Source organism: Streptomonospora nanhaiensis (assembly GCF_013410565.1).
Taxonomy (GTDB): domain Bacteria; phylum Actinomycetota; class Actinomycetes; order Streptosporangiales; family Streptosporangiaceae; genus Streptomonospora; species Streptomonospora nanhaiensis.
The window spans coordinates 5,041,939-5,065,649 of the sequence record NZ_JACCFO010000001.1 but is presented as its reverse complement, the minus strand read 5'-3'; the positions used below and the strand labels follow the sequence as shown (position 1 = coordinate 5,065,649).

Annotated in this window: 13 protein-coding genes; 7 read left to right on the top strand and 6 right to left on the bottom strand. The window is 68.8% G+C overall.

Translation table 11 applies throughout. From position 1 onward, the window contains the following. Positions 1-353: 353 nt before the first annotated feature. Entirely contained in the window at positions 354-3,671 is a 3,318-nt protein-coding gene (locus HNR12_RS22445) for a type ISP restriction/modification enzyme (RefSeq protein ID WP_179769427.1), read from the top strand. A gap of 350 nt (positions 3,672-4,021) precedes the next feature. On the opposite strand, the gene HNR12_RS22440 is transcribed toward HNR12_RS22445, so the two are convergent. Next, positions 4,022-4,339 (bottom strand): hypothetical protein, encoded by a 318-nt coding sequence (locus HNR12_RS22440; protein WP_179769426.1) that lies wholly within the window; start codon positions 4,337-4,339, stop codon positions 4,022-4,024. A gap of 222 nt (positions 4,340-4,561) precedes the next feature. After that, on the bottom strand, positions 4,562-7,135 hold the full coding sequence (locus HNR12_RS22435) for a DEAD/DEAH box helicase (protein ID WP_179769425.1): 2,574 nt from the start codon (positions 7,133-7,135) through the stop codon (positions 4,562-4,564). A 989-nt stretch (positions 7,136-8,124) separates the two neighbouring features. Here HNR12_RS22435 and HNR12_RS22430 point away from each other — a divergent pair. The 6 genes from HNR12_RS22430 to HNR12_RS22405 all read left to right on the top strand — a co-directional run bounded on the left by HNR12_RS22430 (position 8,125) and on the right by HNR12_RS22405 (position 15,594). Further along, positions 8,125-8,670 carry a hypothetical protein gene (locus HNR12_RS22430; RefSeq protein ID WP_179769424.1) on the top strand — a complete coding sequence of 182 codons (546 nt, stop codon included), beginning with the start codon at positions 8,125-8,127 and terminating at the stop codon, positions 8,668-8,670. 428 nt (positions 8,671-9,098) lie between these two features. Further along, a complete protein-coding gene (locus HNR12_RS22425) occupies positions 9,099-9,584 on the top strand; it encodes a hypothetical protein (protein WP_179769423.1) in 486 nt (161 codons plus the stop codon). Then, positions 9,581-10,756: a zinc-dependent alcohol dehydrogenase gene (locus HNR12_RS22420; protein WP_179769422.1), complete on the top strand. Its 1,176-nt coding sequence runs from the start codon at positions 9,581-9,583 to the stop codon at positions 10,754-10,756. Before HNR12_RS22425 ends, HNR12_RS22420 begins: the two co-directional genes overlap by 4 nt. Before the next feature lie 69 nt (positions 10,757-10,825). Further along, the gene (locus HNR12_RS22415) at positions 10,826-12,190 is read left to right on the top strand and encodes a cytochrome ubiquinol oxidase subunit I (protein ID WP_308118379.1); all 1,365 of its coding nucleotides are present in this window, start codon (positions 10,826-10,828) and stop codon (positions 12,188-12,190) included. Positions 12,191-12,226: 36 nt separating this feature from the next. Continuing rightward, positions 12,227-13,279 (top strand): cytochrome d ubiquinol oxidase subunit II, encoded by a 1,053-nt coding sequence (locus HNR12_RS22410; protein WP_179769421.1) that lies wholly within the window; start codon positions 12,227-12,229, stop codon positions 13,277-13,279. Positions 13,280-13,416: 137 nt separating this feature from the next. After that, positions 13,417-15,594 carry a tetratricopeptide repeat protein gene (locus HNR12_RS22405; protein WP_179769420.1) on the top strand — a complete coding sequence of 726 codons (2,178 nt, stop codon included), beginning with the start codon at positions 13,417-13,419 and terminating at the stop codon, positions 15,592-15,594. Positions 15,595-16,020: 426 nt separating this feature from the next. Here the strand turns inward: HNR12_RS22405 and HNR12_RS22400 are convergent, their stop codons facing one another. From HNR12_RS22400 to HNR12_RS22385, 4 genes are all read right to left on the bottom strand, one after another. Next, positions 16,021-17,283, bottom strand: coding sequence for a hypothetical protein (locus tag HNR12_RS22400; RefSeq protein ID WP_246425149.1), 1,263 nt, complete (start codon positions 17,281-17,283; stop codon positions 16,021-16,023). A gap of 481 nt (positions 17,284-17,764) precedes the next feature. Then, entirely contained in the window at positions 17,765-21,067 is a 3,303-nt protein-coding gene (locus HNR12_RS22395; RefSeq protein ID WP_179769419.1) for an AfsR/SARP family transcriptional regulator, read from the bottom strand. 373 nt (positions 21,068-21,440) lie between these two features. Further along, positions 21,441-22,700, bottom strand: a complete 1,260-nt coding sequence (locus HNR12_RS22390; RefSeq protein ID WP_308118378.1) for an Nramp family divalent metal transporter — start codon at positions 22,698-22,700, stop codon at positions 21,441-21,443. A gap of 147 nt (positions 22,701-22,847) precedes the next feature. Beyond that, entirely contained in the window at positions 22,848-23,687 is an 840-nt protein-coding gene (locus HNR12_RS22385; RefSeq protein ID WP_179769418.1) for a GH12 family glycosyl hydrolase domain-containing protein, read from the bottom strand. Positions 23,688-23,711 lie beyond the last annotated feature (24 nt).

Genomic DNA, 23,711 nt, shown 5'->3' with positions numbered 1-23,711 from the left:
GCTGCTGGAAACCATCCCGGCCGGCTAGGTCCCCGTAGTGGTAAACCGCCGTTTCGGTAGGGGCAGAATGGTTCGTGCGTATTCATAGATGCGACGGCCGTACGCCTTTGGCTTCTCACCTCAGTGACCCGTGGCACACCGTGTCCGGTCGGCTGCGCCACTCGATTCGCCGATACCGCCTCCCCACGAAGGCCAGGCCCGATGTCGGTACCGGGCTGGAGCAGCGGCGCGCTCTTGCGGCCACGCTCACATGTAGTGCCCTCGACTCCTCAAGCCTGGTGACCTTCGTCGTTGCGAGTTGGTATGAATGAGCCACATTCCCCCATGCACATGTAGAGGATCGGAGTCCCGGGTTGCTAGAAGACTGGCTGCGCACGCTCATCTCCGAATTCGGCCAGCAGGCCGCCAACAAGCTTCAAGGCGACGTTGGCCAGCCAGAGGCAGCCATCCGCGGCCCGGTGGAAAAGCTGTTGACCAACTTCGGGCAGGCCACGGGACTGGAGGTCGTCGTTCATGACGAGGCCGACAAGGTCCAGCCTGGGGCCCGTCTGGACTTCGCGGTCCGGGTCTCGGGTGCGGTCACCGGCCACGTCGAGCTGAAGAAGCCCAACGAGAACCTCCACCCCGCCAAGTTCAGGGGCCACAACAAGAAGCAGTGGGAGCGGCTGAAGGACCTTCCGAACCTGCTGTATACCAACGGCACCGACTGGCGGCTCTATCGGCACGGGGAACTGCAGGCCAGCATCGCTTTCGACGGCGATCTCCGCACCGCCGGAGCCGATCTGGACAGTACCGATCTGGCCACCGAGACCTTCTTCCGCACCTTCCTGAAGTGGTCCCCGCCCCCGATCACGACCGTCAACCAACTTGTCGACCACGTGGCGCCACTGTGCCGCCTCCTGCGCGACTCGGTCATGGAACAGCTCGCCCAAGAGGCAAAGGCTCGCAGGGCCGGAGTCGATGAGTACGACCTGCCGTTCACCATGCTCGCCAAGAACTGGCGGGACCTGCTGTTCCCCACCGCCGATGACGCTGTCTTCGCCGACGGCTACGCCCAAACGATCACGTTCGCGTTCCTACTGGCCCGCACCGAAGGCATCGACGTCGCCGGCCTGGAGACCTACAAGATCGCCCACCAGCTCGGGGCGGGCAAACCTCACGCCCTGATGTCTCAAGCGCTTAAACTGCTGGCCAGCAGTGCCGTCGCCTCGTTCACCACCACCATCGACCTGCTGCGCCGGGTGATCGGTGCCGTGCAGTGGGAGCCGATCTGGCAGCAGCGCGAGGACGCCTACATCCACCTGTATGAGTCGTTCTTGTCAGTCTATGACCCCGAACTGCGCAAGGAGTCGGGCGTTTACTACACACCGGTGGAGGTCGTGCGCACGATGGTGCGCTTGACCGACGACATTCTTACGACCCGCCTGGATGCCGACCAGGGCTTCCTGTCTCCCTCGGTGACCACGATTGACCCGGCGATGGGGACGGGCGCCTATCTACACACCATCATCGATCACTCCGCCAAGCGCGCTGAGGAACTTGAAGGGCCCGGGTATGTGGGGCCGGCCATCACCGACCTCGCCCAGCGGTTGATCGGTTTTGAGTTGAAAATGGGATCTTACACCGTAGCTGAGATGCGCGCGGTCGACATTCTCAAGAAGTACGGAGCCGAACTGCCCGCGGGTGGTGTCCGTCTGCACGTGACCGACACCTTGGACAATCCCTTCACTGCCGAAACCACAGTTCTGCCCGACTTGGTGGCCCTGGCCAAATCCCACAAGGCCGCCAACAAGATCAAGGCGGATACCCCCGTCACCGTGGTGATCGGTAATCCCCCCTACCGAGAGCGGGCCCAAGGTCAAGGCGGGTGGGTGGAGTCCGGCTCTGAGAACACCGGGGAACGCACTCCGCTGGATCGGTTCCGCAAGGAAGGCAACGGGCGCCTGGAGAACAAGCTTAAAAACCTTTACGTCTATTTCTGGGCCTGGGCGACGTGGAAGGTCTTTGACGCCCACCCCCAAGACCAGCACGGAGTGGTCACTTTCATCACCACCAGTGGCTACCTGAAAGGGCCCGGGTTCAAAGGCATGCGGCGCTACCTGCGCACCAACTGCTCAGAAGGCTGGATCATCGACGTCAGCCCCGAAGGCATGCGACCTGATGTGCCCACCCGTGTGTTCCCGGGTGTACAGCAGCCGTTGGCCATCGCGATGTTCGTCCGGAGGACTGACAACGATCCGCAGATGCCGGCTGATATCCACTACACGAAGGTCACAGGGCGGCGGGAAGACAAATACGCCCAACTGGGCGCCATCTCCCTCGACAGCGACACCTGGCACAAGGTCCGGACAGGATGGGAGGACCCCTTCGTGCCGGCCGCCGAGTCGGCCTGGGACGACTACCCCGCGTTGGAGAACCTTTTCTGCTGGTCCAGTCCTGGGTTCACCCCCAACCGCAACTGGGTCACATCTCCTTCCCCGCAGACGCTCAAAAGGCGTTGGGACACGCTGACCAACGAAGCCGATGAGAAGCGCAAGGCAGCACTCTTTAAGGAAACCCAAAGCACGAGCCTCACGAGTACCCGACAACCGCTCCCTGGGCAGCCCACGAGGAGAGGGGAGCTCCGCACCGAGACGAAGCCGTGTCCAGAGCCCAAGCAGATCGCCTACCGCTGCTTCGATCGCCAGTGGCTCATTCCCGACGCCCGCCTGATCGATCGCCCGCGCCGGGACCTGTGGTCCGCCAGCCAACAAGAGGATCAAGTCTTCATCAACGAGCAGCACATGCATACGATCGAAGGCGGGCCGGGGCTGGCCTTCACCGTCCTAATTCCCGACGTCCACCACTTCAATGGACGCGGTGGTCGCGTCTTCCCGCTGTTGCATCCTGACGGTTCGCCCAACGTGGCTCCCGGCCTGCTCGCCCAGCTCGAACAAAATTTTGGGCTCCCTGTGACGGGCCACGACCTCGTTGCTTACATCGCTGCGGTAACCGCCCACCCGGACTTCACCGCGCGGTTCGCCGAGGAACTGGTCACCCCCGGAATCCGGATACCGATCACTGCCGATCCCGAGCTTTGGAGCACAGCGTGCGACGTCGGACGCGAACTTGTCTGGGCGGCCACCTACGGCGAAATTTTCGCTGACCCGTCGCAAGGACGTCCCCGGGGCAAAATCGCATTCGCTCTTGAAGACCCGAGACGACCGAAAAACGTGACTCCCATCGGCGTCAATCTACCTCAAAAGCTCGCATACCTGCCGATTGGAGATGGAATCGGTCATGTCCAGGTGGGTGAAGGTGAGTTCGGTCCGGTCACCGACCGAATGTGGTCATATGAAGTCGGCGGTATAAATGTCATCGAAAAGTGGTTTTCCTACCGGAAATCCGAACCAGGTGGAAAGAAGACCAGTCCTCTCGACGATGTCCATGTCTCCACATGGCCGAAGGAATGGATTTCCGAGTTTAACGAGCTCCTAACATTGCTAAGACGGGTTACCGATCTCGAGTCCGTTCAAGCAGACCTTCTTGGTAAAATTCTGGCAAGTCCTATCGTGGCAGCAGAAGAGTTGACCGCAGCCGGTGTGAAGTTCCCTCAGGCGGTAAAGGACCGCAAACCTCGTTACGGCCTGTCACCTGCCGATCCCAACTTCGACCAAGGAATGATTCTCTAGCGTGTTCCTTGGCGGCATCGACCGCTACGCGTTCACACGCACTTCTGCCCAACGCCGTACCGCCTTCCAGCGCCGGGGGTGTAGCCGACCGGCCCGAGATGGCTACTGCCGCAGCTCCTACCGTGGTGGCAAGGTTGGGCAAGGTCTTTTAGGGCATGGGCGGAGGCGGAAGTCCAACTGGCCGCCACCTATGCCTGCCGCGCGCTCGAGATGTGCGGAATCGGCCTGCCGGTGTGGGGAGAGGTTGCCCGGGACAGCTCTGTATGCTCGCCGTCAATGGCCGGGGGAGGGCCATGAAAGCGCCGCCTGTCATGCCCTTGCCTGGCTGAGGAACCACGCGAGTGCGTCGGTCAACCGGGTCGTTCCCTCGCCGTCGAGGGCGGCCATGGGAATGCTGGGCCGAGGTCGAGTTTGACCTCGGCGATCTCTGCCCCGGGGACGCCGTTCAGGAGGTCGAGGAACTTGCGCCGCAGCCCGATGTCGTCAATGGGCGCACGGCGGCTCAGGTGCTGGAAGACGACTTCGATGCGGCCGCTCACGGGGTAGAGCACGACGGGCCACAGGTTGTCCTGCGGCGGGGCGTCGTCGCGGACCAGCAGGAAGCAACTGGTGTCGGCGTCGGCGCCGTAGGTGACGGTACCGCCGTCGGCCAGCCAGCGGTCGATCACCTGCTGGACGTCCGCTACCCGCTGGGGTGGCTGGTGCAGGCGGAGGAGGTCGGTGAACCGCTGGGCGCGCTCGTTGCGCTCGGCGTCTATTCCCTGTGGTTCGATGCGGGGGAGGGGACATCCAGTCCCAGCAGGTTGGCCAGGTCCTCGGCGGTGAGGCGCTGTGCCGGCGCGGCGCGGTCCACGGCGGGGCCGCACCCCGCGCTGTTTCATTTCGGTCACTCAGTCGCTCGGCCGAATCCGGTTCTGAGTGAGCCGGTCGATCACCTGGCTTGGCAGGCAGCCGTTCTCCGTCATGACCGAGCGCACGTGCTGTTTCTGAGCCTGCTCGGAAGCGATGCCGACGGCAGTCGTGAGCAGATCTTCCCAGACCACGGCGACGTCGCGGGCAATCTCCCGCATGCTCCCTGTCGAGGCCAGATAGACGCTGGGGTTCGCCACTGGCGCATGCTGCGGATCCACCGACAACTTGTCCGAAACGATGATCGCGGGGCTACCTGCTGGCGGGTGGTCCGTCCCCCGGTCCACTGCCAATTGGTCGAGCTGAGTATTAGCCTGACGGACGTCCTTAAGCGGAAGAAGGCCGTCGTCCTGCTCCTCCGACTTGGCTTCGATGGTCATCCACATGGCGGTGCCCCACACCCAGGCCGAATCACAGCGTCCTTGCCCCCTGGGCTTGGAAGCCTCGGCACCGAGGAATGCCCCCAGCGTCGTCAGGCCGCGCTCGTATCTGGGTGCCTCGTCCTGGGCGAGCGCCTCCTGCATCTCATCGAGGTCTTCGTTGATGCGCTTCCGATGCAGCCGACCGCGCAGGCGGGCCACGATCGCGTTCACTGCGACCATGTCCACTGGGACAGGCGGGACTTCTTCGGCACCGGGCAGTTCTCGCATCTCCTTGAGCCAGGTACCACGGTTGACCGCGAGAGCCGCCTCCCGAACGAGCTGCCGAGCGCGGGCCAGCTGGGTCTCGCCTTGAGCCCCAAGATGGAGCCACGCTCCAGAGATGTAGAGCAACAGTCCCCGATAGCCACGCGTCGCCTCCGGGCCAACGTGGGGAATCGCCTTCTGGAGCTTGTCGCTCGCACCGATCCAGTCGCCACTGAATGCCAGCTGCCACGCCTCCACCTCCAGTGCCGCCGCCTTGCCCAAAGCGTCCGTGCCTGGAAGCTCGGCCTTAATCGCTTCCTGACGGAACTCAGCCACCAGTGGCTCGCCCTGCTCCCGCCAGTCCACGCCGTGCTCGAGGAACGTCTCGACGTTCTCGATGACCGTGTCGGGGTCGAAACCCTTGCTGTTCTGCCAACCGAACTCCACCTCAGCCTGGAGATCCGGTTCGAGCGCCCTGATATTCGCAGACCGAGAGAAATACTTCGTGATATCCGAGCCGAGCACGACCACCACGGCGTAGTCGTTCGGGCCACGGGTACAACGACCAGCTCCTTGGACAATGCGGGTCCGAAGGCGCTCGGCGAGAGCTGCGTTGGCATCGGCCCGCTCGCTGAGAAACCGCTCCTGGAGCCCGACAGCATCTGGCTTCCCTCCAAGGACAACGATCCGACAGGCGCTTCCGGGCAGGTCGAGTCCGTCGTAGCGGTTGGCCAGACCAAGGACACCGGTCGGAGCCTTGGCGAAGCTATCCAGACCCCGCTGTTCCAAGTCGTCACGCCCCAAAACCGGGATGCCATCCCCGGCCAGCGCCGTGGCCGCCGCCTCGGTGTTGGCAATCGTTTCCTGGCTGAGGACGAGTGCCTTGTCCGTGAGGCCGATGATCCGCTTGGTCACCCCGATTGCGTCCCCGCCCTTAACCAATTCCGGAAAGACAAACAGCCGTCGGCCAGAACGCGGAGCTGTCTTGGTCGGGAGCGGCATCCGCACGATTTTAGGCCGACCGAAGGCTCGCTCCAGTTCGCCACCTGATCCCAGAGTCGCCGATAGGTAGATACGCTGCATGGCACGATCGAATACGGGATTCTCGTAGGTCGGCGGGATCATCGGACGTATCTGGATTCCACTGTACGACAGATACACAAAGCACGCCGCCAACCCCGAGCGGATCATGGCAAACTTGTACGAATAGGGTTTGGGCAAGTGAGCCAGAGCCGTATCGAGATTGGCCAGTGCCGTCGGGTCAACGGCGGGCAGGATCAGGCGCACCTGATGGTGAGCACCGGGGTCGGGCTCGCCTTCTAGTCGCTGAATGAGAAGCTTCGAAAGGAATGGCTTCAGTGCAACAAGAATACTGCGGTACACCTGCTCGTCCGCGTGGCGCCGGATATTTATGCCGTACTCGTGGGCCACGAACTGCTCACCAGCATGAGCGTCATCGAGAATCAGAAGGCGAGATTTGGGGAGCTTTGGACTGCTATTGAAAACCGCGCTGTAGGTTGCAATTCCGATCGCCTCGGCGCCCTCCACTAACACTTCGTCCGCGGTATCCCAGTGCTTGGCGCTGCCGATAAGGAGAGCGGCAGGAACTCCTTCACGCTCGGCAGTCGCCGCCACCTGGCGTGCGAGCTGTTTGGTCGGCGTGGCGTAGATGACCGGGCCCTCCGCCTTACGCCGCACCCACTCGCCGATAAGCAAACCAGGCAACGTCTTTCCGGTTCCCGTCGGCAGTTCGAGAGCCAGGTCGGCGGTGTTCTGGTGGTTCTCGGAGTAAACACGGATGACGTCGCCCTGGTGCAACCACAGCGAATCAACGGCTGCCGTGCTGCGCGACAGCGTCCCGCTGAGGTATAGCTCTTCCGGTGACTGGAACTGCTGAACCCATCGCCTGGCCTTACCCTGAAATGCCATGCCAGCCTTCCACCTCTCGCTGCCCACAAATAGTATTCTTTGACGGCTACGGGATTTATTTGTCGAATCCGCGCCAGTTCAGCGCCAGGGGTTCCTCCTCGCCTACTGTGACCGCGCTACTGCAGCGTAAAAGCTCGTGGACGATGACGTTGTCCGAGGCTGCTCGGTCTCGGTAGGCGGAATCGTTCGCGGGCAAAAGAGCGCGGCCAGCCCATTCGGACTAACAAAACTGAGAACTGCACCGGCTAGTGCCATCATGATAGGGCTCGTGGGCCAGTTGGGGTAGCGGAGGGGTGCGTCGGTCGAGAGTGGCGCGTGAAAACCCAGGAGCATGGGACCGCGATCTCCAATTTGTGTGGGTGCCCTGGTCATCCCTCAGCGGCGTTTGCTCCATCGTCGCTCGGCGGTCGCGGAGTCGGGCGACACACGGCGTCACAGCGCGGCATTGATGGCGGCGAGCCGGCGGATAAAACGGCAGGTAGCGGCAATATTCGGGGGTGGTCGACATCAAACCAGGCAACTTCTAATCCGACGGTCGCAGGTTCGAATCCTGCCAGATGCGCATTGTTTCCGCAGGTCAACAATCTGTGGGCTCCTGCAGGACCTCGACGATGCCAGTGGAGAAGGCAGCCGCGCCTGCGGTCTCCGCGGCTCAATGCGCGGTCGAGGTGCGTCCGGCGCGCTGGAGACTCCGCGGTTGGGGAGTGGACGGGTGGCTCCCTCCGGTTGGCGCGGTGGGCCGGGGCGGTCTCGCTGGAGTCGGGCGTCCGACTCGGGTCCCGCTCCGTGCGCGGTGCCGGTGCGAGTCAGAGGCCGTCGTGGTAGCTCATCGGGCCGGGCGGCGGGTGGGGCGTTGGGGGACGGCCACGGTGCGGTAGGCGGCGGCCCCGAAGCGGAGCCGGGCGATGTGGTGGCCGCCCTCCCGGCAGGGCCGGGTGTCCAGCGGGTCAGCCGCGCGCGGTGGGAAGTCTTCACGGAACAATCAGTGCATGCGCAATTCGTTAGTGCTCACAACCGGGGTGGTGCTGTCCGTGGCCGGGGGGAGTGCGATGACCTTCTTCGGCCTTCCCGACTTCGAGGCCTTGGCGGGCGGCCGATGGGATTTCCGCAGCCTGCTGAGCCTTCTCGGGTTCTTGTTCTGTGTCGCCGGTATAACGGGGACATGGCGGTTCCTGCCCCGCCGGGAGCAGCCGAAAGCGGGGAATCGCGGCCCCGGGCTGGAGGAGCGCATAGACCGGGCGCACGCCCGGTTGCGAGAAGGAGCCGAACTGGTCGAGGAGGTCTCCGCCGAACTGGAGACCCGCAGGCTGGCCCTGGAGCGCCTGCGCATCGAGCACGAGCAGTACGAGCGGTTGGCCGCGCTTGACCGCGAGCAGGCCCAGGCGGTGGCGCGGCTGGTGGAGGCCACCGTCGAGAAGGGCCACCAACGGGCCGGCCGCGCGGCCTTGGCACAGCAGATGTGGTTCTTCGCCTTGGGCCTGGTGGCGGGGCCGTTGGCGCAGTGGGCCGTCACCGCTTTCCTCCGTTTCCTCTGAACACGGGAACGGTGACTCGCAGAACGCCCGCTCTTGGTAACTCGTGGGTCGCGGCGGCACGGGCGATGCGCTCACCGAGCATCGCAGGACATGGCGGTGGCGACGCCGTCCAGCGGGCGGATGGAGCCGCATGGGCTTGCCGGGGGGCGACGTGGACAACGCGTCTGCGGGCGCGGCCGACCACCCGGGGGATGCGGAGCGGCGGATGCGGCTTGGGCCGCCCGCCCAGGCGCACCCGCGGACCGTCCGCGCCGCTCGCCCCGGGCGGGGCCGCCGTCCCCTTCGGTGCCTCCCCGGGCGCGGCCGGCCGCCCTCTCCTCTCCCCCGCGGTTCAACGCGCGGGGCCGGGGCAGTGGGCGCCTCGACCCCGAGGGCGCGGAGGCTCCGCGTCCCGGTCGGGGCGTCCCGACCTGCACAGGAGGAAGCCGATGATCAGGAACGCCGCCGTCGTCGGCGGTGCCGTGGCCACCATCGGTGTGGCCGCCGCACTCGCCCGGCGCCGGGCGCGGCAGCGCCGTCACGTCGAGCACGTCGCCACCGTTGTCTCCTCGCCCGGCGAGGTCGCCGCCGCCTGGCAGCAGCCCGACCGCCTCCCCGGCCTGTTCGGCCGCCTCACCCCCCAGTCCACCGAGGGCGGCGAGCCGGAGCGGGTCCCCGGCGAGCGCGGCCTGCGGCTCCTCGTCACCCTCACCCCCGCCCCCGGGGACCGCGGCACCGAGGTCCGCGTGCTGGCCACCGGCCCCGCCGCCGCCGACCACGACGACCGGCTGCGCGCCGACCTGCGCGCCCTCAAGTCCGTCCTGGAGTGCGGCGAGGCCGTGACGGTCGAGGGCCAGCCCTCCGGGCGCGGCCGCGCGCAGCGGGCCGTGCAAAAGCGCGTCCACTCCGCGCTGACCAAGGGAGGCCGCGGATGAAGGCCCTGTGCTGGATGGGCGTCAACGACCTGGCGGTCACCGACGTCCCCGAACCCCGCCTGCTCAACGACGGCGACGCGATCGTGCGCGTCACCGCCAGCGCCGTCTGCGGCTCCGACCTGCACCTCATCGACGGCTACATCCCGGCCATGCGGCGCGGCGACATCCTGGGCCACGAGTTCATCGGCGAGATCGTGGAGGTCGGCCCGGGCGTGCGCGAGCGCCGCGTCGGCGACCGCGTCGTGGTGTGCTCCATCATCTCCTGCGGTCACTGCCGCTACTGCCGCGAGGGCCGGTTCTCCCTGTGCGACAACGGCAACGCCCAGCCTGCCGCCTTCGAGGACCTGTACGGCTACGCGGGCGGCGGCATCTTCGGCTACTCCCACCTGGTCGGCGGCTACGCCGGCAGCCACGCCGAGTACGTGCGGGTGCCCTTCGTCGACGTCGGGTCCTTCCCGGTGCCCGCCGGCCTCGACGACGACTCCGCCGTCTACGCCTCCGACGCCGTCCCCACCGGTTGGATGGCCGCCGACTTCTGCGACGTGCGCCCCGGCGACGTCGTCGCGGTGTGGGGCGCGGGCGGCGTGGGGCAGATGGCCGCCGCCGCGGCCCGGCTGATGGGCGCCGAGCGGGTCGTGGTCATCGACCGCTTCCCCGAGCGCCTGGAGCAGGTCCACCGGCACCTCGGCCTGGACACCCTGGACTACGGCGAGGTCGACGTGGTCGAGGCGCTGCGCGACATCACCGGGGGCCGGGGCCCCGACGCCTGCGTCGAGGCGGTCGGCATGGAGTCCCACGGGTTCGGCGCGCAGTACGCCTACGACCGCGCCAAGCAGCTGCCGCGCCTGGCCGAGCGCGCGGTGGCGCTGCGCGAGGCGATCCTGGCGTGCGGCAAGGGCGGTGTTGTCTCGGTCGTCGGGGTGTTCGGCGGCTTCGTGGACAAGTTCCCCATGGGCGCCGTGGTCAACAAGGGCCTGACCCTGCGCAGCGCCCAGCAGCACGGTCAGCGCTACATCCCCGAACTGCTGGAGCGCATGGCGGCCGGCGAGATCCCCACCGCGCACCTGACCACGCACCCGTTGCCGCTGAGCGAGGGCCCCCGCGGATACGAGCTGTTCAAGCACAAGAAGGACGGGTGCGTGCGGGCGGTCCTGCACCCCCAGGCGGCCTGACCGCGCGGTCGGGCGCCCGGCCGCGCGCGGGGGCGCCGGCCGCGATCCGGGAGAGGGCGGTGGTACGCGGTGGACGTCTTCGTCGCCGACGCGGTGAACGCGCAGAACCTCATGGCGGCGCGCCTGCAGATGGCGCTGTCGCTGGGCTGGCACATCATCGTCGCGTGCCTGGGGGTCGGCATGCCCGCCATCACCCTGATCGCCGAGTGGCGCGGGCACCGCACCGGGGACCCCCATCTCCGGCTGCTCGCCCGCCGCTGGGCCAAGGCCATGGGCGTGCTGTTCGCCGTGGGCGCGGTGTCGGGCACCATCCTGTCCTTCGAGATGGGCCTGCTGTGGCCCGGCCTCATGGGCACCTACGGCGAGGTCATCGGCCTGCCGTTCGCCCTGGAGGGCATCGCCTTCTTCATCGAGGCGATCTTCCTGGGCATCTACCTCTACGCCTGGGACCGGATGCCGCCCGTGCCGCACCTGCTCTCCGGGATCCCGATCGTGGTCGCGGGCGTGGCCAGCGCGTTCTTCGTCGTGACCGCCAACGCCTGGATGCAGCAGCCCACCGGCTTCGACACCCGCGAGGGCCGGGTGACGGCCGTGGAGCCCTGGGCCGCGATGTTCAACCCGGCCACCCCGCCGCAGACGGTGCACATGATCCTGGCGGCGTTCATGGTGGCCGGGTTCTCGATGGCCGCCGTCTACGCGGTGGCCATGCTGCGCGGCCGCCGCGACCGCTACCACCGGCTGGGGTTCCTCATCCCCTTCACCGTGGCCGCCGTGGTCACCCCCGTGCAGATCGGGGTGGGCGACTGGGCGGCGCACTTCGTCGCCGAGAACCAGCCGGTGAAGCTCGCGGCCATGGAGGGCGTCTTCGAGACCGAGCGCGCAGTGCCGCTGCACCTGGGCGGGGTGGCGGTCGACGGGGAGCTGCGCTACGCGCTGGAGATCCCCTACGGCCTGTCGCTGCTGGCGCACTGGAACCCCCACGCCGAGATCGCCGGCCTGAACGAGGTACCCGCGGCCGAGCACCCGCCGGTCAACATCGTGCACTGGGCGTTCCAGATCATGGTCGGCCTGGGGTTCGCCCTGCTCGCGCTGGCCGTGTGGCAGTGGTGGGCGTGGTGGCGCCGCCGCGACCTGCCGCGCTCGCCGTGGTTCCTGCGCGCGGCCGCCCTGTCGGGGGTGGCGGCGGTGGTGGCGCTGGAGGCCGGGTGGACGGTCACCGAGGTCGGCCGCCAGCCCTGGATCGTCTACGGGGTGATGCGCACCGCCGAGGCGGTCAACCCGGCGCCCGGCCTGGTCTACGGGTTCGCGGGGGTGGCGGCGGTCTACGCGGTGCTGACCGTGGCGACCGTCTACGTGCTGCGGCGGATGGCGCGGGAGAAGCCCGTGCCGGTGGCGCCGCAGGAGCGCGACGTCACCGACTACAAGGTCGTCTAGCGGCGTCGGGCCGAGAGCCCGTGGAGGGGGTGCGCCATGCCGCTGCCGGAGATCCTGCTGGGGCTGCTGTGGATCGGGGTCACCGCCTACGTGCTGTTCGGCGGGGCCGACTTCGGGGGCGGGGTGTGGGACCTGCTGGCCGGGGGCGCCGAGCGGGGGGCGCGCCAGCGGGCGCTGGTGGAGCACTCGATCGGCCCGGTGTGGGAGGCCAACCACGTGTGGCTGATCTTCGTGATCGTGCTGGCGTGGACGGGGGTGCCCTCGGTGTTCGCCGCGGTGGCCTCCACGCTTTACGTCCCGCTGACGCTGACGGCGCTGGGGATCATCGCGCGCGGATCGGCGTTCGCGTTCCGCAAGGCCAGCACGCTGCTGTGGCAGCGGCGGCTGTTCGGCGCCGCGTTCGCGTTCTCGTCGGTGGTCACCCCGTTCTTCTTGGGCACGGTCGCCGGGGCGATCGCCTCGGGCCGGGTGCCGCCGGGGATCGCGGAGGGCGACCTGACGGCCAGTTGGCTCAACCCGACGTCGCTGGTCAGCGGGGCCCTGGCGGTGGGTACGGCCGCCTACCTGGCGGCGGTCTACCTCACCCGCGACGCCCAGCGGGCCGGCGACACCGCCCTGGCCGCGGCCTTCCGCCGCCGCGCCCTGGCCGCCGGGGTGGTGGTGGGCGGCCTGTCGGCGCTGGGGTTGGCGGTGCTGCGGGCCGACGCGCCGCGCCTGTTCGGCCAGTTGACGACGGGGGCGGCGCTGCCGCTGCTGGTGCTGTCGGTGGCGGCCGGGGTGGTGTCGCTGGCCCTGCTGGCCTGGACCCGCGCCTACCTGGCGGTGCGGGTGACGGCGGCCCTGGCGGTCGTGGGCCTGCTGTGGGGCTGGGGTGTGGGGCAGTACCCCCACCTGCTGCCGGGCGTGACCCTGCACGAGGCCGCCGCGACGCCCGCGGTCCTGGCCGCCACCCTGGGCGCCCTGGCGGTCGGTGCGCTCCTGCTGGTGCCGTCGCTGGTGTGGCTCTATGCGACCTTCCAGCGGGGGGACGCACCCGGGGAGGGCGAAAACGGGAGCACTCCGGTCGCTCCGGACGTACGGAAGTACTAATCGCCTTGGCTGCTTAGCAATTGCGTTTTGGCTTTGGATCTTGCACTTCACCTCCGTAATCACAGGGGAAACGCGCGCCCCACCAATGATCGGCAAGTCGGGTGTTACCATCGCTTTTCAAGAGAGAAAGCGAAGGCATGCGCTCCCCCAGTGACTTCGACGACTCCGAACAGCCCGGCGGCGCGGCCTCCGCGCGCAACGAGTTCGCCGCTCCCGGCGGCACGGTCGGGGCGGTCGTGCAGGCGGGAGCCGTGCACGGTGACGTCCACATCCACACCGGCAGCCGGGGCGACCCGCCGCGGCAGGTCCCGCTGGCCCCGCGCCACTTCACCGACCGCGTCCCCGAGCAGGCGGCGCTGTCCACAGCGGTGCGCGGCGCCCGCGCCGACCGCCTCCCGCGCGTGGTGGTCGTCAGCGGCCCGGGCGGCGTGGGCAAGACCGCGTTGGCGGCCCACTTCCTGCACAGGGCCGCCGACTCCTTCCCCGACGGCATCCTCTACGCCGACCTCCGCGGATTCGCGCCCGGCGCGCCGCCGGTCGACCCGGGCGACGTCCTCGACAGGTTCCTGCGCTCTCTGCACACCGAGGCCGGCGCCATCCCCTTCGACCCGGCGGCCCGGGCGGCGGAGTTCCGCTCCCGCACCGCCGGGCGCACCCTGGCGATCCTGCTGGACAACGCGGCCTCGGCCGCCCAGGTGCGGATGCTGCTGCCCGGCGGCGGCCCCCACGTGGTGGTCGTGACCACCCGGCTGCGGCTGGCCGGGCTGGCGTTCGAGGGCGCGTCGTTCCTGCAGGTCGGACCGCTGGCGGGCAGCGCGGCGGCGCAACTGGTGGCCCGGGTGCTGGGCGACGACCGCCCTCGGCGGGAGGCCGACGCGGTGGACCGCCTGGTGGCGCTGTGCGGCCGCCTGCCCCTGGCGCTGTGCGCGGCGGCGAGCCGGCTCGCGCTGCGCCCGCACCAGTCGGTGGGCCGGCTGGTCGACCAACTCGACACCGAGCAGGGCCGCATCGCCCGGCTCAGCCGGCACCAGGAGCCCGAGGAGTCCTCCGTGCAGGCCGTCTTCGACACCTCCTACGCCCACCTGGACCCCACCGCCCGGCGGCTGTACCGCCTTCTGGGCCTGCCCACCGGCCCCGACGTCACGCTCCCCGCGGCCGCAGCTCTGCTCGGCGCCGATGAGGAGCGGGCCGAGGACGCCGTGGACGCCCTGGTCGCGGCCAGCCTGCTGGAGGAGCACGCCGCCGGCCGCTACCGCCAGCACGACCTGGCGCGGCTGCACGCGCGCGACCGCCTGGCCGCCGACGAGCCGCCGGAGGAACGCGAGGAGGCGCGCCGCCGCCTGGGCGCCTACTTCCTGGACTCGGCCGTCAACGCCGACCTGGTCCTCAACCCCGGCCGGTGGCACCTGGGCCCCCGGTTCGGCGAGGAGCGGGGCGGCGAGCAGTTCACCGACCGCGCGTCGGCGGTGGCGTGGCTGGAGGCCGAACTGCCCAACCTGCGCGCGTGGATCGCGGCCTGCAACGAGGCGGGCGACCACGCGTCGTGCTGGCAGCTCTGCGAGGCGCTCAGGACGTTCTTCGTGATGCGGAAACACTTCGACATGTGGGAGACCACGCACGCGGTCGGACTGTCATCGGCGCGCGCGCTGGGCGATCCGGCGGCGGAGGCGCTGGTGCTCGGTGGTCTGGGCGGGCTGCACACCACCCTTGGGAACCCGGTGACCGCTCGCGAGCACCAACGCGCTGCGCTCGTCCTTTGGGAGCGTGTGGGGCACCTCCTCGGCCAAGCCACCGCGCTGGAAGCCTTGGGCGTGACCGACCTGGTCCTGGGCGAGCCCGACTCGGCGGCGGCCCGCTTCCGCCGGGCACTGGACATCCACAGGGGACTCGGCCACGAACGCGGGATCGCCCTGATGCGGCGGCGCATGGGCGAGGCGGCGCGCGATCAGGGCGACCACGAGGCGGCGGAGGCGTACTTCGACCGCGCGCTGGAGTTCTTCACCGAGGACGCCGAGCCCTACATGCGCGTACGCACCCTGGTGGGCCTGGCCGCCTCCCGCCTTGCCCACGGGGAGGCGCCCGCGGCCGAGGAGGCGCTGGCCGAGGCGCTGCGCATCGGTGAGGATGTCGGCGCCCGTGCCGAAGTGGCCGGGATACACGTGATGCGGGCCGACGCCGCCTCGGCCGCGGGCCGGAGCGGCGCCGTCCGGACGCACCTCAGCACCGCATTGTCCATCTACACCGAACTCGGTGCTCCCCAAGCCGCAGTGATACGTCAGCGGATCGCCGACCTGCCGCCACCGCCAGCCTCGTGAGGCGGCGCGTGGGCCACGCCCGCGCGAGGTCGTCGGGGTCCTGCCCCCAGGCCACCCACGTGTGGGCGATGGCGCCCAGCAGTCGCGCGTCCCAGCCGGAACGGGCGGGGATGCGGACGACGCCGCCGGAGTCGGCCGGTGCGCGGTTTTCGCCGCACCGCGCCCTCTCCATCACGGCCACGGCGGCGCCTCCCAGCGGGCGCCGCACCACCATGACACGGCAGGCGGGATAGTCCTCGACGGCGGCCGCGTCGCCGCCGCTCGTGATCACATCGGCCATCCGAAGCCACGCCGGATCGGCGAGCCGGTCCGCCGCCCACACCTGGTCATCGGTGACCTGGTGGAGGGCGCCGCCGGCGGCGCCCTCCACCACTACCGCGCAGCGGACGCGGGCGGTCGACGGTCGGCGGTCCCCCGCAGGCCGCGTCATGACGCGCGGGCCTCGGCGCCACCGCATCCGCCGACGTCGACCAGGGTCGGGGCGGTGAGCGGGTGCAGGCGAGGAGGCTCCGCCGGTTCCTCGCAGCGCATCAGCGAGTACATGAGCGAGCGCAGCAGCTCGGCCGATCGGCCGGGAGCCGAGGTGAGCAGAGCGGCCATCGCCGCGCCCTGTTCGGGATCGTAGGCGTCGATCGCCGCCTCGATCTGCGGCCGTGCGGGCGCGTCGGCGTCGAACACGGGCGCGCGGCGGTACAGCTCGGCCACTTGGGATTCGGGCGCGACCTCGGCGAGCCCGCCCGCGGCGAGCAGCACCGGACGCCCTAGTGCGGCTGCACTGTAGGTAACAGTCCCGTGGTCACCGATGACCACGTCCGCGGCGACGAGCGCCGCCTGCCAGGCGGCGTCGGGCGCCAGCAGTCGCAGACCGGCCCGCACGGCGGGTTCAAGCCATGCGCGGATCTGGCGCGGGCTGTGGACCCACCAGATCCCGGGGTGGAGTACCGCCGCCGTGACGTAGCCTCCGGCCAGTTCGGCGGGCAGCCGGTTGAGCAGCCCGTAGCGGGCGCCCACCAGGCTGTGCGGGCCCCACGTGCTGGAGACGAGTACCAGGCGCTGCGCGTCGTTGACACCCAGTGCCTTCCGGTAGGTGCTGCGGAAAGGCAGGCTTTCGACCATCCGGTCGAAGCTGGGGTCTCCGACGACGTGGCAGACCTGGAGGGCATCGGGTACGTGCACGGCGATCTGGTCGAGCTGGCGTTCGTGCGGAACGCCGATCGCTGCGGGGACGACGCGCCCGTAACGAAGAAGCCCATCAGCAACCGCATCGCTGAGAGGGCGCTGCACGGAAGGCCCGTATCCGCTGTTCCGGGGCACCAGCTTCGCGTAGCCCACACCATGCGGAAGGATCAGCGCGGGTGCCCGCACTTCGTCAAGCCGCCCCAGATTCGCCGCGAGCGCAAGGTCGAATTCGTGCCGGCGAGCCTGCTCCCACGGTAGGACGGCACCGTCCAACCTGCGGGTGAACTCGCGGCCCGAGGAAGCGAATCGAGATCCCTCCGGGGCGCTGTACACCACCTGGTTGCCCGGGTCGGCTTCCAGCAGGGGCGGGATGACATCGGCCAGACGGTCGCCCGCCTGCCATAGGTGGATCAGGCCGAGGATCGATTTCCTTAGGGGCCATGTCAGGGGGGCGAGGGGGCCTGTGCCGCCCCGCCCCCGTACTTCTTCCCGGGTTCCTTCGACCACCATGACTCCTCCGTAGCCGTAGCCGACTGACGGATTCGATGGTCAAAGACGGCTCTGGTCAGCGACCTTGCAACTGGCTTGCAGGAGTTTGCATGGGGGTGGATGCTCGTCCATGTCCGCACGCGACAGTCCGCTCGGCCGCGGATATCTGGCAGGGGCGACCGACGGCCGTTCCCCCGCGAGGGCCGTTCCGCGCTTCGCGCCGGAGCCACCACCATGCCCTGGGATGGAAGACGGCCTCGGCCTGACAGCTGGAAACGGACTTATCATCAAATTGGCGGACAACGGGCACGCAATGGCACCTTTTCAGTGTCGAAATCTACGGAGTTTGCCACCCGGCGGCAGAGGGCCAGAGAAGGCCCGTCCAGAAACGCCCTCAGATCGGGCGACACCGGGTGTACGCACCATATCGACACCCGACCGCACTTACAAACCGCCGGACTACCGAACCCTCCGTAGGTGCATTTAGCACTGATTTCCGAAATCAGGCTACAAAGCAACTCGAATGTCCAAGTAACTCTATCTTGATCCGTATCGCCTCTTTCTGAGGCGTCTCGGCGCGCTCCGCCAGGGCCAGCGCCCGCCGCCAGTGGGACCGGGCTTCGTCCGGCCGGCCGAGCCTTGCGCAGAGGTCACCGAGGCGGTCATCGGCCATCCGCTCGTCGGCCGCCGAAGCACCGTTCCCGGCGAGGGCACGAGCGCTCCGGTACTGGGTCCAGGCGTCATCGAGGCGCTGCAGTGCCATGGAGACATCACCCAAGGCGAGCATGAGTTGCGACTGCACCACCGGCACGGCCTTAGTCACCTCCAAGGCCAACGCCTGGGTCAGGACGTCCTCTGCCTCGTTCGGCCTCCCCAGCGCCAAAAGGGCCTTCCCGATGCCGCTGCACGCGCCGGCGGCTTTCTGCTCGTCACCGACCTCCCAGAGGAGACGGCGGGCTGTGAGGAAGCAGTCCAGCGCTTCCTCGTTGCGGTCGCGGTAGAGGGCGATGTCGCCGACGTTGTAGAGGACCACGGCCGATCTGCGCCTGTCACCGAGGTCCTGGAAGAGTCTGAGGCTCTTTCGGCACTGCCGCTGAGCATGCCTGTAGTACCCGCGGTCGAACTGCACTCCCGCCATGTTCGCGATCACGTCACCGAGCGCGTGCTTGTCGCCCACGGCCTGCCAAAGCCGACGGGCTTCGGAGAACGCGGATTCGGCAGCCGCGGAGTCGCCGAGAGACGCCTGGCATACACCGATGTTGCTCAGGGCTTGAGCCCGGCCACGCTCGTCGCCGACACGTGTGTACAGCGTCAATGCCGCTTCGTGGTCACGGAGGGCTGCCGCGTTGCGTCCCGCCTCTCGGCTGAGCATGCCGCGCAGATCCAGTGCCTCCGCCTCACCGAGGGCGTCACCGGCACCGCGCCACTCCGCAAGCGCGGTTTCGACGCTTTCGGCAGCGGCAGCGAGATTGCTGCGGCGCTGCACCCGGCTCAGTTCGAAGGCGGCAATGGCCGCCCCTGATCCGTCGCCGCGCTCCATCCAGAGCTCCAGGGCGGCGGACAGATGGCGCTCGGCGCTCTCCCAAGGCCCGTCGCTGCCGAACAATCCCCCAAGGCACAGAGGCAGGTGGGCGGCACGCTCACGCAGCTCCGGCTGATCACTGAACTCGCACTCGCGGGCGCAGGCCATGACGGCCTCCAGTACCGGGTACTCCGTCTCGTACCAATGACGTGCGGCGAGCGCACCGCCGAACTCGGGTAGACGGGACGGCCGGGAGGGCGGCGGTGCGGGACGGCGTCGGCCCGGATGGACCGTGCGGTCGGCGCTGTCGGCGGCGGCCCAGTAGAAGTCGATGATCCGCAGCAGCGCCTCGCGGCGCTCCTCCGGCGTCATCTCCTCTGCAGCGCGGTCGCGCGCGAACTCGCGCAGCAGCGCGTGCATGCGGTAGCGCTCCGGGCCCGTCTCCTCGATGAGGTGGGTGTCGAGCAACTCCTCGATGGCGGCCTCCGCGGCCGTGAACGTCTCGGAGGTGTCGCCGAGGGCGGCGGCCGCCGCGGGGACGGAGAAGGCGTCGCTGGGGTGCAGGCCGCCGAGAAGCAGGAAACCCCTACGCGTTTCCTCGCTGAGTGCCTGGTAGGACGTGGCGAAGACTCCCGCGATGTCGTGGCTCATCGAGCGGATCTCGGCCAGCCCGTTCCGCTCGATCCGGTCGGCGAGGTACCTGGGCGTCCACCCGGGGTGCCGCCGTAGGCGCCCGCCCGCAACACGTATGGCCAGTGGCAGCCCCTCGCACGCCGCAGTGATGCGCTGGACGGCGCCGTCAACTGCGCTGTCGGCGCCGAGGTCCAAACCGGCGGTCCGCGAGAACATGAGTGCGGAGTCGTTCCGGTCGAGCGGCGCCAACTCCAGATGGTGGACGCCGTCCACCTCCGCGAGCCTTCGGCGGCTGGTCACCAGAACGGTGCATCCAGGGAGCCCGGGAAGGAGCGGGCCAATCTGGGGCTCGATGGCATCGTCCAGGACCAGTAACGTACGCCGACCTGCGAGGCGGCTGGTCCACAGCGCCGCGCGCGCCTCGGGTTCGCTCGGGATCTCCTCGGCGGGCACCCCGACTGTCAGCAGGAGCTTGTAGATTCCTTGCTCCGGCTTCAGAGGCGGTTGGCTGTCGGCGTGACCGCACAGGTCGAGGAACAGCCGGGTGTGGAACTCCGCCCGCACAGCGTGGGCAGCCCGCACCGCCAGGGTGGTCTTGCCGCGCCCGGCCATGCCGTGGATGACGATGGCGGTGGTGGTGTCCGGACGACCTCGGACCCGGGCCACGATCTCCGCCAACTCCGCCGTGCGAGCGGTGAAGTTGGCGGTGTCCCGAGGCAGGTTGTCGTGGATGAGCAGGCGCGGAAGCCCGTCTGAAGCCTGCCCGGTCGGCTCGGGGCCGAGAGGGGCGGGTTCGGGAGCTCCCGCCTGGGGCATGCCGGCGAGATTGGCCTGGTCCGGGCCGCAGCCCGACGCGGCGGTGTCGGCTGGGCCGATGCGCCGCCCGGCCTCCGGCCTCCGTTCCGCGCCGCCCCTCAAAATGCGTTCGAAGACCGCCTGGGTGTCGGGGCCGGGGTCGATGCCGAGCCTGTCCGCGAGGTCGGCGCGCAGGCGGGCGTGGACCTCCAGGGCCTCGGCGTGGCGGCCGCTGCCCGCCAGTGCCTCCATCAGGACCGCGGCCAGACGCTCGTTGACGGGGTCGGCGGCCGCCGCCTCGGACACGCGGGTGACCACGTCGTCGAAGTGGCCGATACGCATGGACGACTCCGCCCACCGCTGGACCAGCAGCGACCACGACTTCAGCATGTTCGTGCGCACGCCCTCGGCCCAGGCGCCGGAGATCTCGGCGAGGGGGTGGCCCTCCCACAGGTCGAGGGCCTCCGACAGCAGCACCACGGCGGCGCGGTGGTCGCCGGAGTCCGCGAGGGCGCGGGCGCGCACGCGCAGGAGTTCGGCGCGGTGCCAGTCGACCGCCTCCTTGGCGATCTCCAGCAGGTAGCCCTGCGACCGGGAGCGCAGCCCGACCCCCGATCCCGCCCCGGCGGCGGCGAGCCGTCCGCGTAGCCGGGTGATGTAGGCGTAGAGGCTGGAGCGCACGCGCGGGGTGGGGGTGTCGCCCCACACGCGGTCGATGATGAGCTGGGTGGGCACCACCTTGCCGGGTTCGAGAGCGAGGTTCGCCAGGATCGAACGCTCCTTCGGGGTCCCGGCGTCCACGGATTCGCCGTCGACCATGATGCGCACCGAAGGCCCGAGCAGTCGAATCTCCACCGACCACCACCCCTCCTGCCGCCTATGGTCACACCGAAATTGCGCGCTATCCAGACGCCCGCGCAAGATCTTTTATCGGCAAGTAAAACAGCGACTCCAAGCTGCGGTTATGTGGCGGATTTATCAAGGAAGGGGTATTGTCTGAGCGCGGATCCGGGAGATCGTCACCGTGTTTCACTGCGGCCACTCCAGATATTCCGTGCATTTCATCGGGAAAATGCACGTTCTTCCGCATGTTCCGATGCACGTGAATAAAACAACCGGGCGCGGAGGCGTGCCCGCGCCACGTGGGTAAAGGATGTCTCGCCTTTCCGGGTGGCGGTCGGGTGTCACTGCCTCCACGTCCGGGTGCCGGGGCCGGGCCGGAGCGGGGTCAGCCTCCGGCGCCGGTGATACGGGTGTAGATGTCGTTGACGCACAGCACCAGGAACAGGCCGCCGGCGATGGCGAGGCCGACGTTGCTCACGATTCCGTTGCGCCATTCCTTGGGCGTGTGGCGGGTGTTGAGCAGCCACATGAGGGTGAACGCGAGGAACGGCATGAACGCCGAGCCCAGCACGCCGTAGGCGATGATGAGCTGGATCGGCTCGTCCAGGATGAGCAGCAGCATCGGCGGGAAGGTCAGCCAGATCAGGTAGGCGCGGAACTCCTTGCTGGTCTCGCGCTCCTCCACCGGGATCGAGGGCTGCCCGCGCAGTTTGCGCACGAAGTCGGCGAACATCAGGCTGACGCCGTGCCACACGCCGATCAGCGAGGTATAGGCGGCGGCGAAGAAGCCGATGAGGAAGAGGATCGAGACGACCGGCCCGAACTCGTCGCGCAGGACCTCGGCCAGCGTGATGAGGCCCTGGTCGCCGTCGGCCAGCGCCACCCCCATCGGGCGCAGCAGCTCGGCGCCCACGATCAGCATCGCCAGGACGAACACGCCGGTGGTGATGTAGGCCACCCGGTTGTCCATGCGCATCATCTTGATCCACGTGGAGTCGCGCCAGCCCTTGGCGTTCACCCAGAAGCCGTAGGCCGCCATGGTGATGGTGCCGCCGACGCCGCCGATGAGGCCCAGGGTGTTGAACAGGGAGCCGTCGGGGACCGTGGGCACGATCCCGGTGGCCATGTCGCCGAGGTTGGGGACCAGGTACACGGCCAGGCCGACGACGGTCACGAACATGACGCCGACCAGGACGGTCATGACCTTCTCGAAGACCGGGTACTGGTTGAACCAGACGAACACCAGGCCAGATATCCCCGCGATGACCGCGAAGACCGGCAGCGGCACCGCCGGGAACATCGCGGCCAGGGGCAGCGCGGTGGCCGACATCGCGGTGGCGCCGTAGACGAAGCCCCAGATCACGATGTAGGGCGCGAAGAAGACGAACGTCCACAGCCCCAGGCTGCGCCAGCCGTCGAAGATGGTCTTGCCGGTGGCCAGGTGCCAGCGGCCGGTGGCCTCGGCCAGGGAGATCTTGACGATGCAGCCCACGATGACCGCCCACAGGAGGGCGTAGCCGTAGTTCTCGCCCGCCACCAAGGTGGCGACGAGGTCGCCGGACCCCACCCCGGTGGCGGCGACCACGATCCCGGGGCCGATCATCTTCCAACTGGTGTTGCGCTGCCCGGTTATCGGTTCTTGCACGCGCAGACTCCCCTCGCCCGAAATACGTGGTCAACGACGATGTGACTCGTTGATCCTGATGGGTGGAGGCGGGGGAAGTCCAGAGCCTTAACCAAGCGGTGACCAGGAGGAATCCAAGGATCCGGCCGCCGGACCGGCCTCTGCGGGTCAGGTGACGGTGGCCGAGAAGGAGTGCGTGGCCAGCCCGGCGCCGCCCTGCCAGGGCTCGAAACCGGCCTGGATGCTGGTGAGGTACCACTTCGGGCGGACCGCGCCGCGGGCCACGGCCACGTCGGTGAAGGCGGTGAGGTCCAGGCCCGAGACGGAGTCGGTGGGCGTGGTGCGGATGAAGCTGATGACGTTCCAGCCGATGTTGCCCTGCCAGATGTCCCAAGTCGCGCCGGCGACCGAAACCCCGGTGGCCACCCGCTGGCCGATGGGCTGGACGTTGCCCCGGTACTTCAGCCAGATCATCAGCTCGGCGTCGTTCTGCGCGGGGGCGTTGGGGTCGGCGTCGTACCAGAGGTCGTAGGCGACGTTGTAGACGCCGGTGGAGGGTGAACTGGTCTGCCAACTGCTGGTGGCGGTGTTCATCCGGCTGACCTGCACCGGCAGTCCGCTGCCCGTGGTGCAGTTGCGGTAGTGGCAGCCCACGTAGATGGAGGGGTAGCCGGCGGGGGCGCCGCTGGTGGAGTTGTTGTGGTCGGCGGTGGTCACCCGGAAGGACGTGCCGTTGACCTCGATGCACTGGCGGGTGTCGGCACCCCAGACGTTGTTCTGCACGATGTAGCGCCCGCCGTCGACGCGGGTGGAGGCGTACTTGTCGCACAGTGTCTCCGCCAGGGCCGCCAAGTAGGTGCGGGTGTCGGCCGCGGCGGCGGGGACCCCGCCGGTGAGGAGCGCGGCGGCCGCCAGGACGGCCGGGAGCGCCGCCGCCCACATGCGGCGGCCGGCGCGGAGGGGCCGGTCGGCGCGACGTGCCCGTGAGGGGATGGGGAGGAGCTGCATGGCTGGGGTTCCTTTCTGCCTGTC

Coding starts and splice junctions, on each gene's coding strand:
- HNR12_RS22420 (WP_179769422.1), top strand. CDS start 9,581: ATGAAGGCCCTGTGCTGGATGGGCGTCAACGACCTGGCGGTCACCGAC.
- HNR12_RS22410 (WP_179769421.1), top strand. CDS start 12,227: ATGCCGCTGCCGGAGATCCTGCTGGGGCTGCTGTGGATCGGGGTCACC.
- HNR12_RS22435 (WP_179769425.1), bottom strand. CDS start 7,135: ATGGCATTTCAGGGTAAGGCCAGGCGATGGGTTCAGCAGTTCCAGTCA.
- HNR12_RS22400 (WP_246425149.1), bottom strand. CDS start 17,283: ATGGTGGTCGAAGGAACCCGGGAAGAAGTACGGGGGCGGGGCGGCACA.
- HNR12_RS22405 (WP_179769420.1), top strand. CDS start 13,417: ATGCGCTCCCCCAGTGACTTCGACGACTCCGAACAGCCCGGCGGCGCG.
- HNR12_RS22430 (WP_179769424.1), top strand. CDS start 8,125: ATGCGCAATTCGTTAGTGCTCACAACCGGGGTGGTGCTGTCCGTGGCC.
- HNR12_RS22385 (WP_179769418.1), bottom strand. CDS start 23,687: ATGCAGCTCCTCCCCATCCCCTCACGGGCACGTCGCGCCGACCGGCCC.
- HNR12_RS22425 (WP_179769423.1), top strand. CDS start 9,099: ATGATCAGGAACGCCGCCGTCGTCGGCGGTGCCGTGGCCACCATCGGT.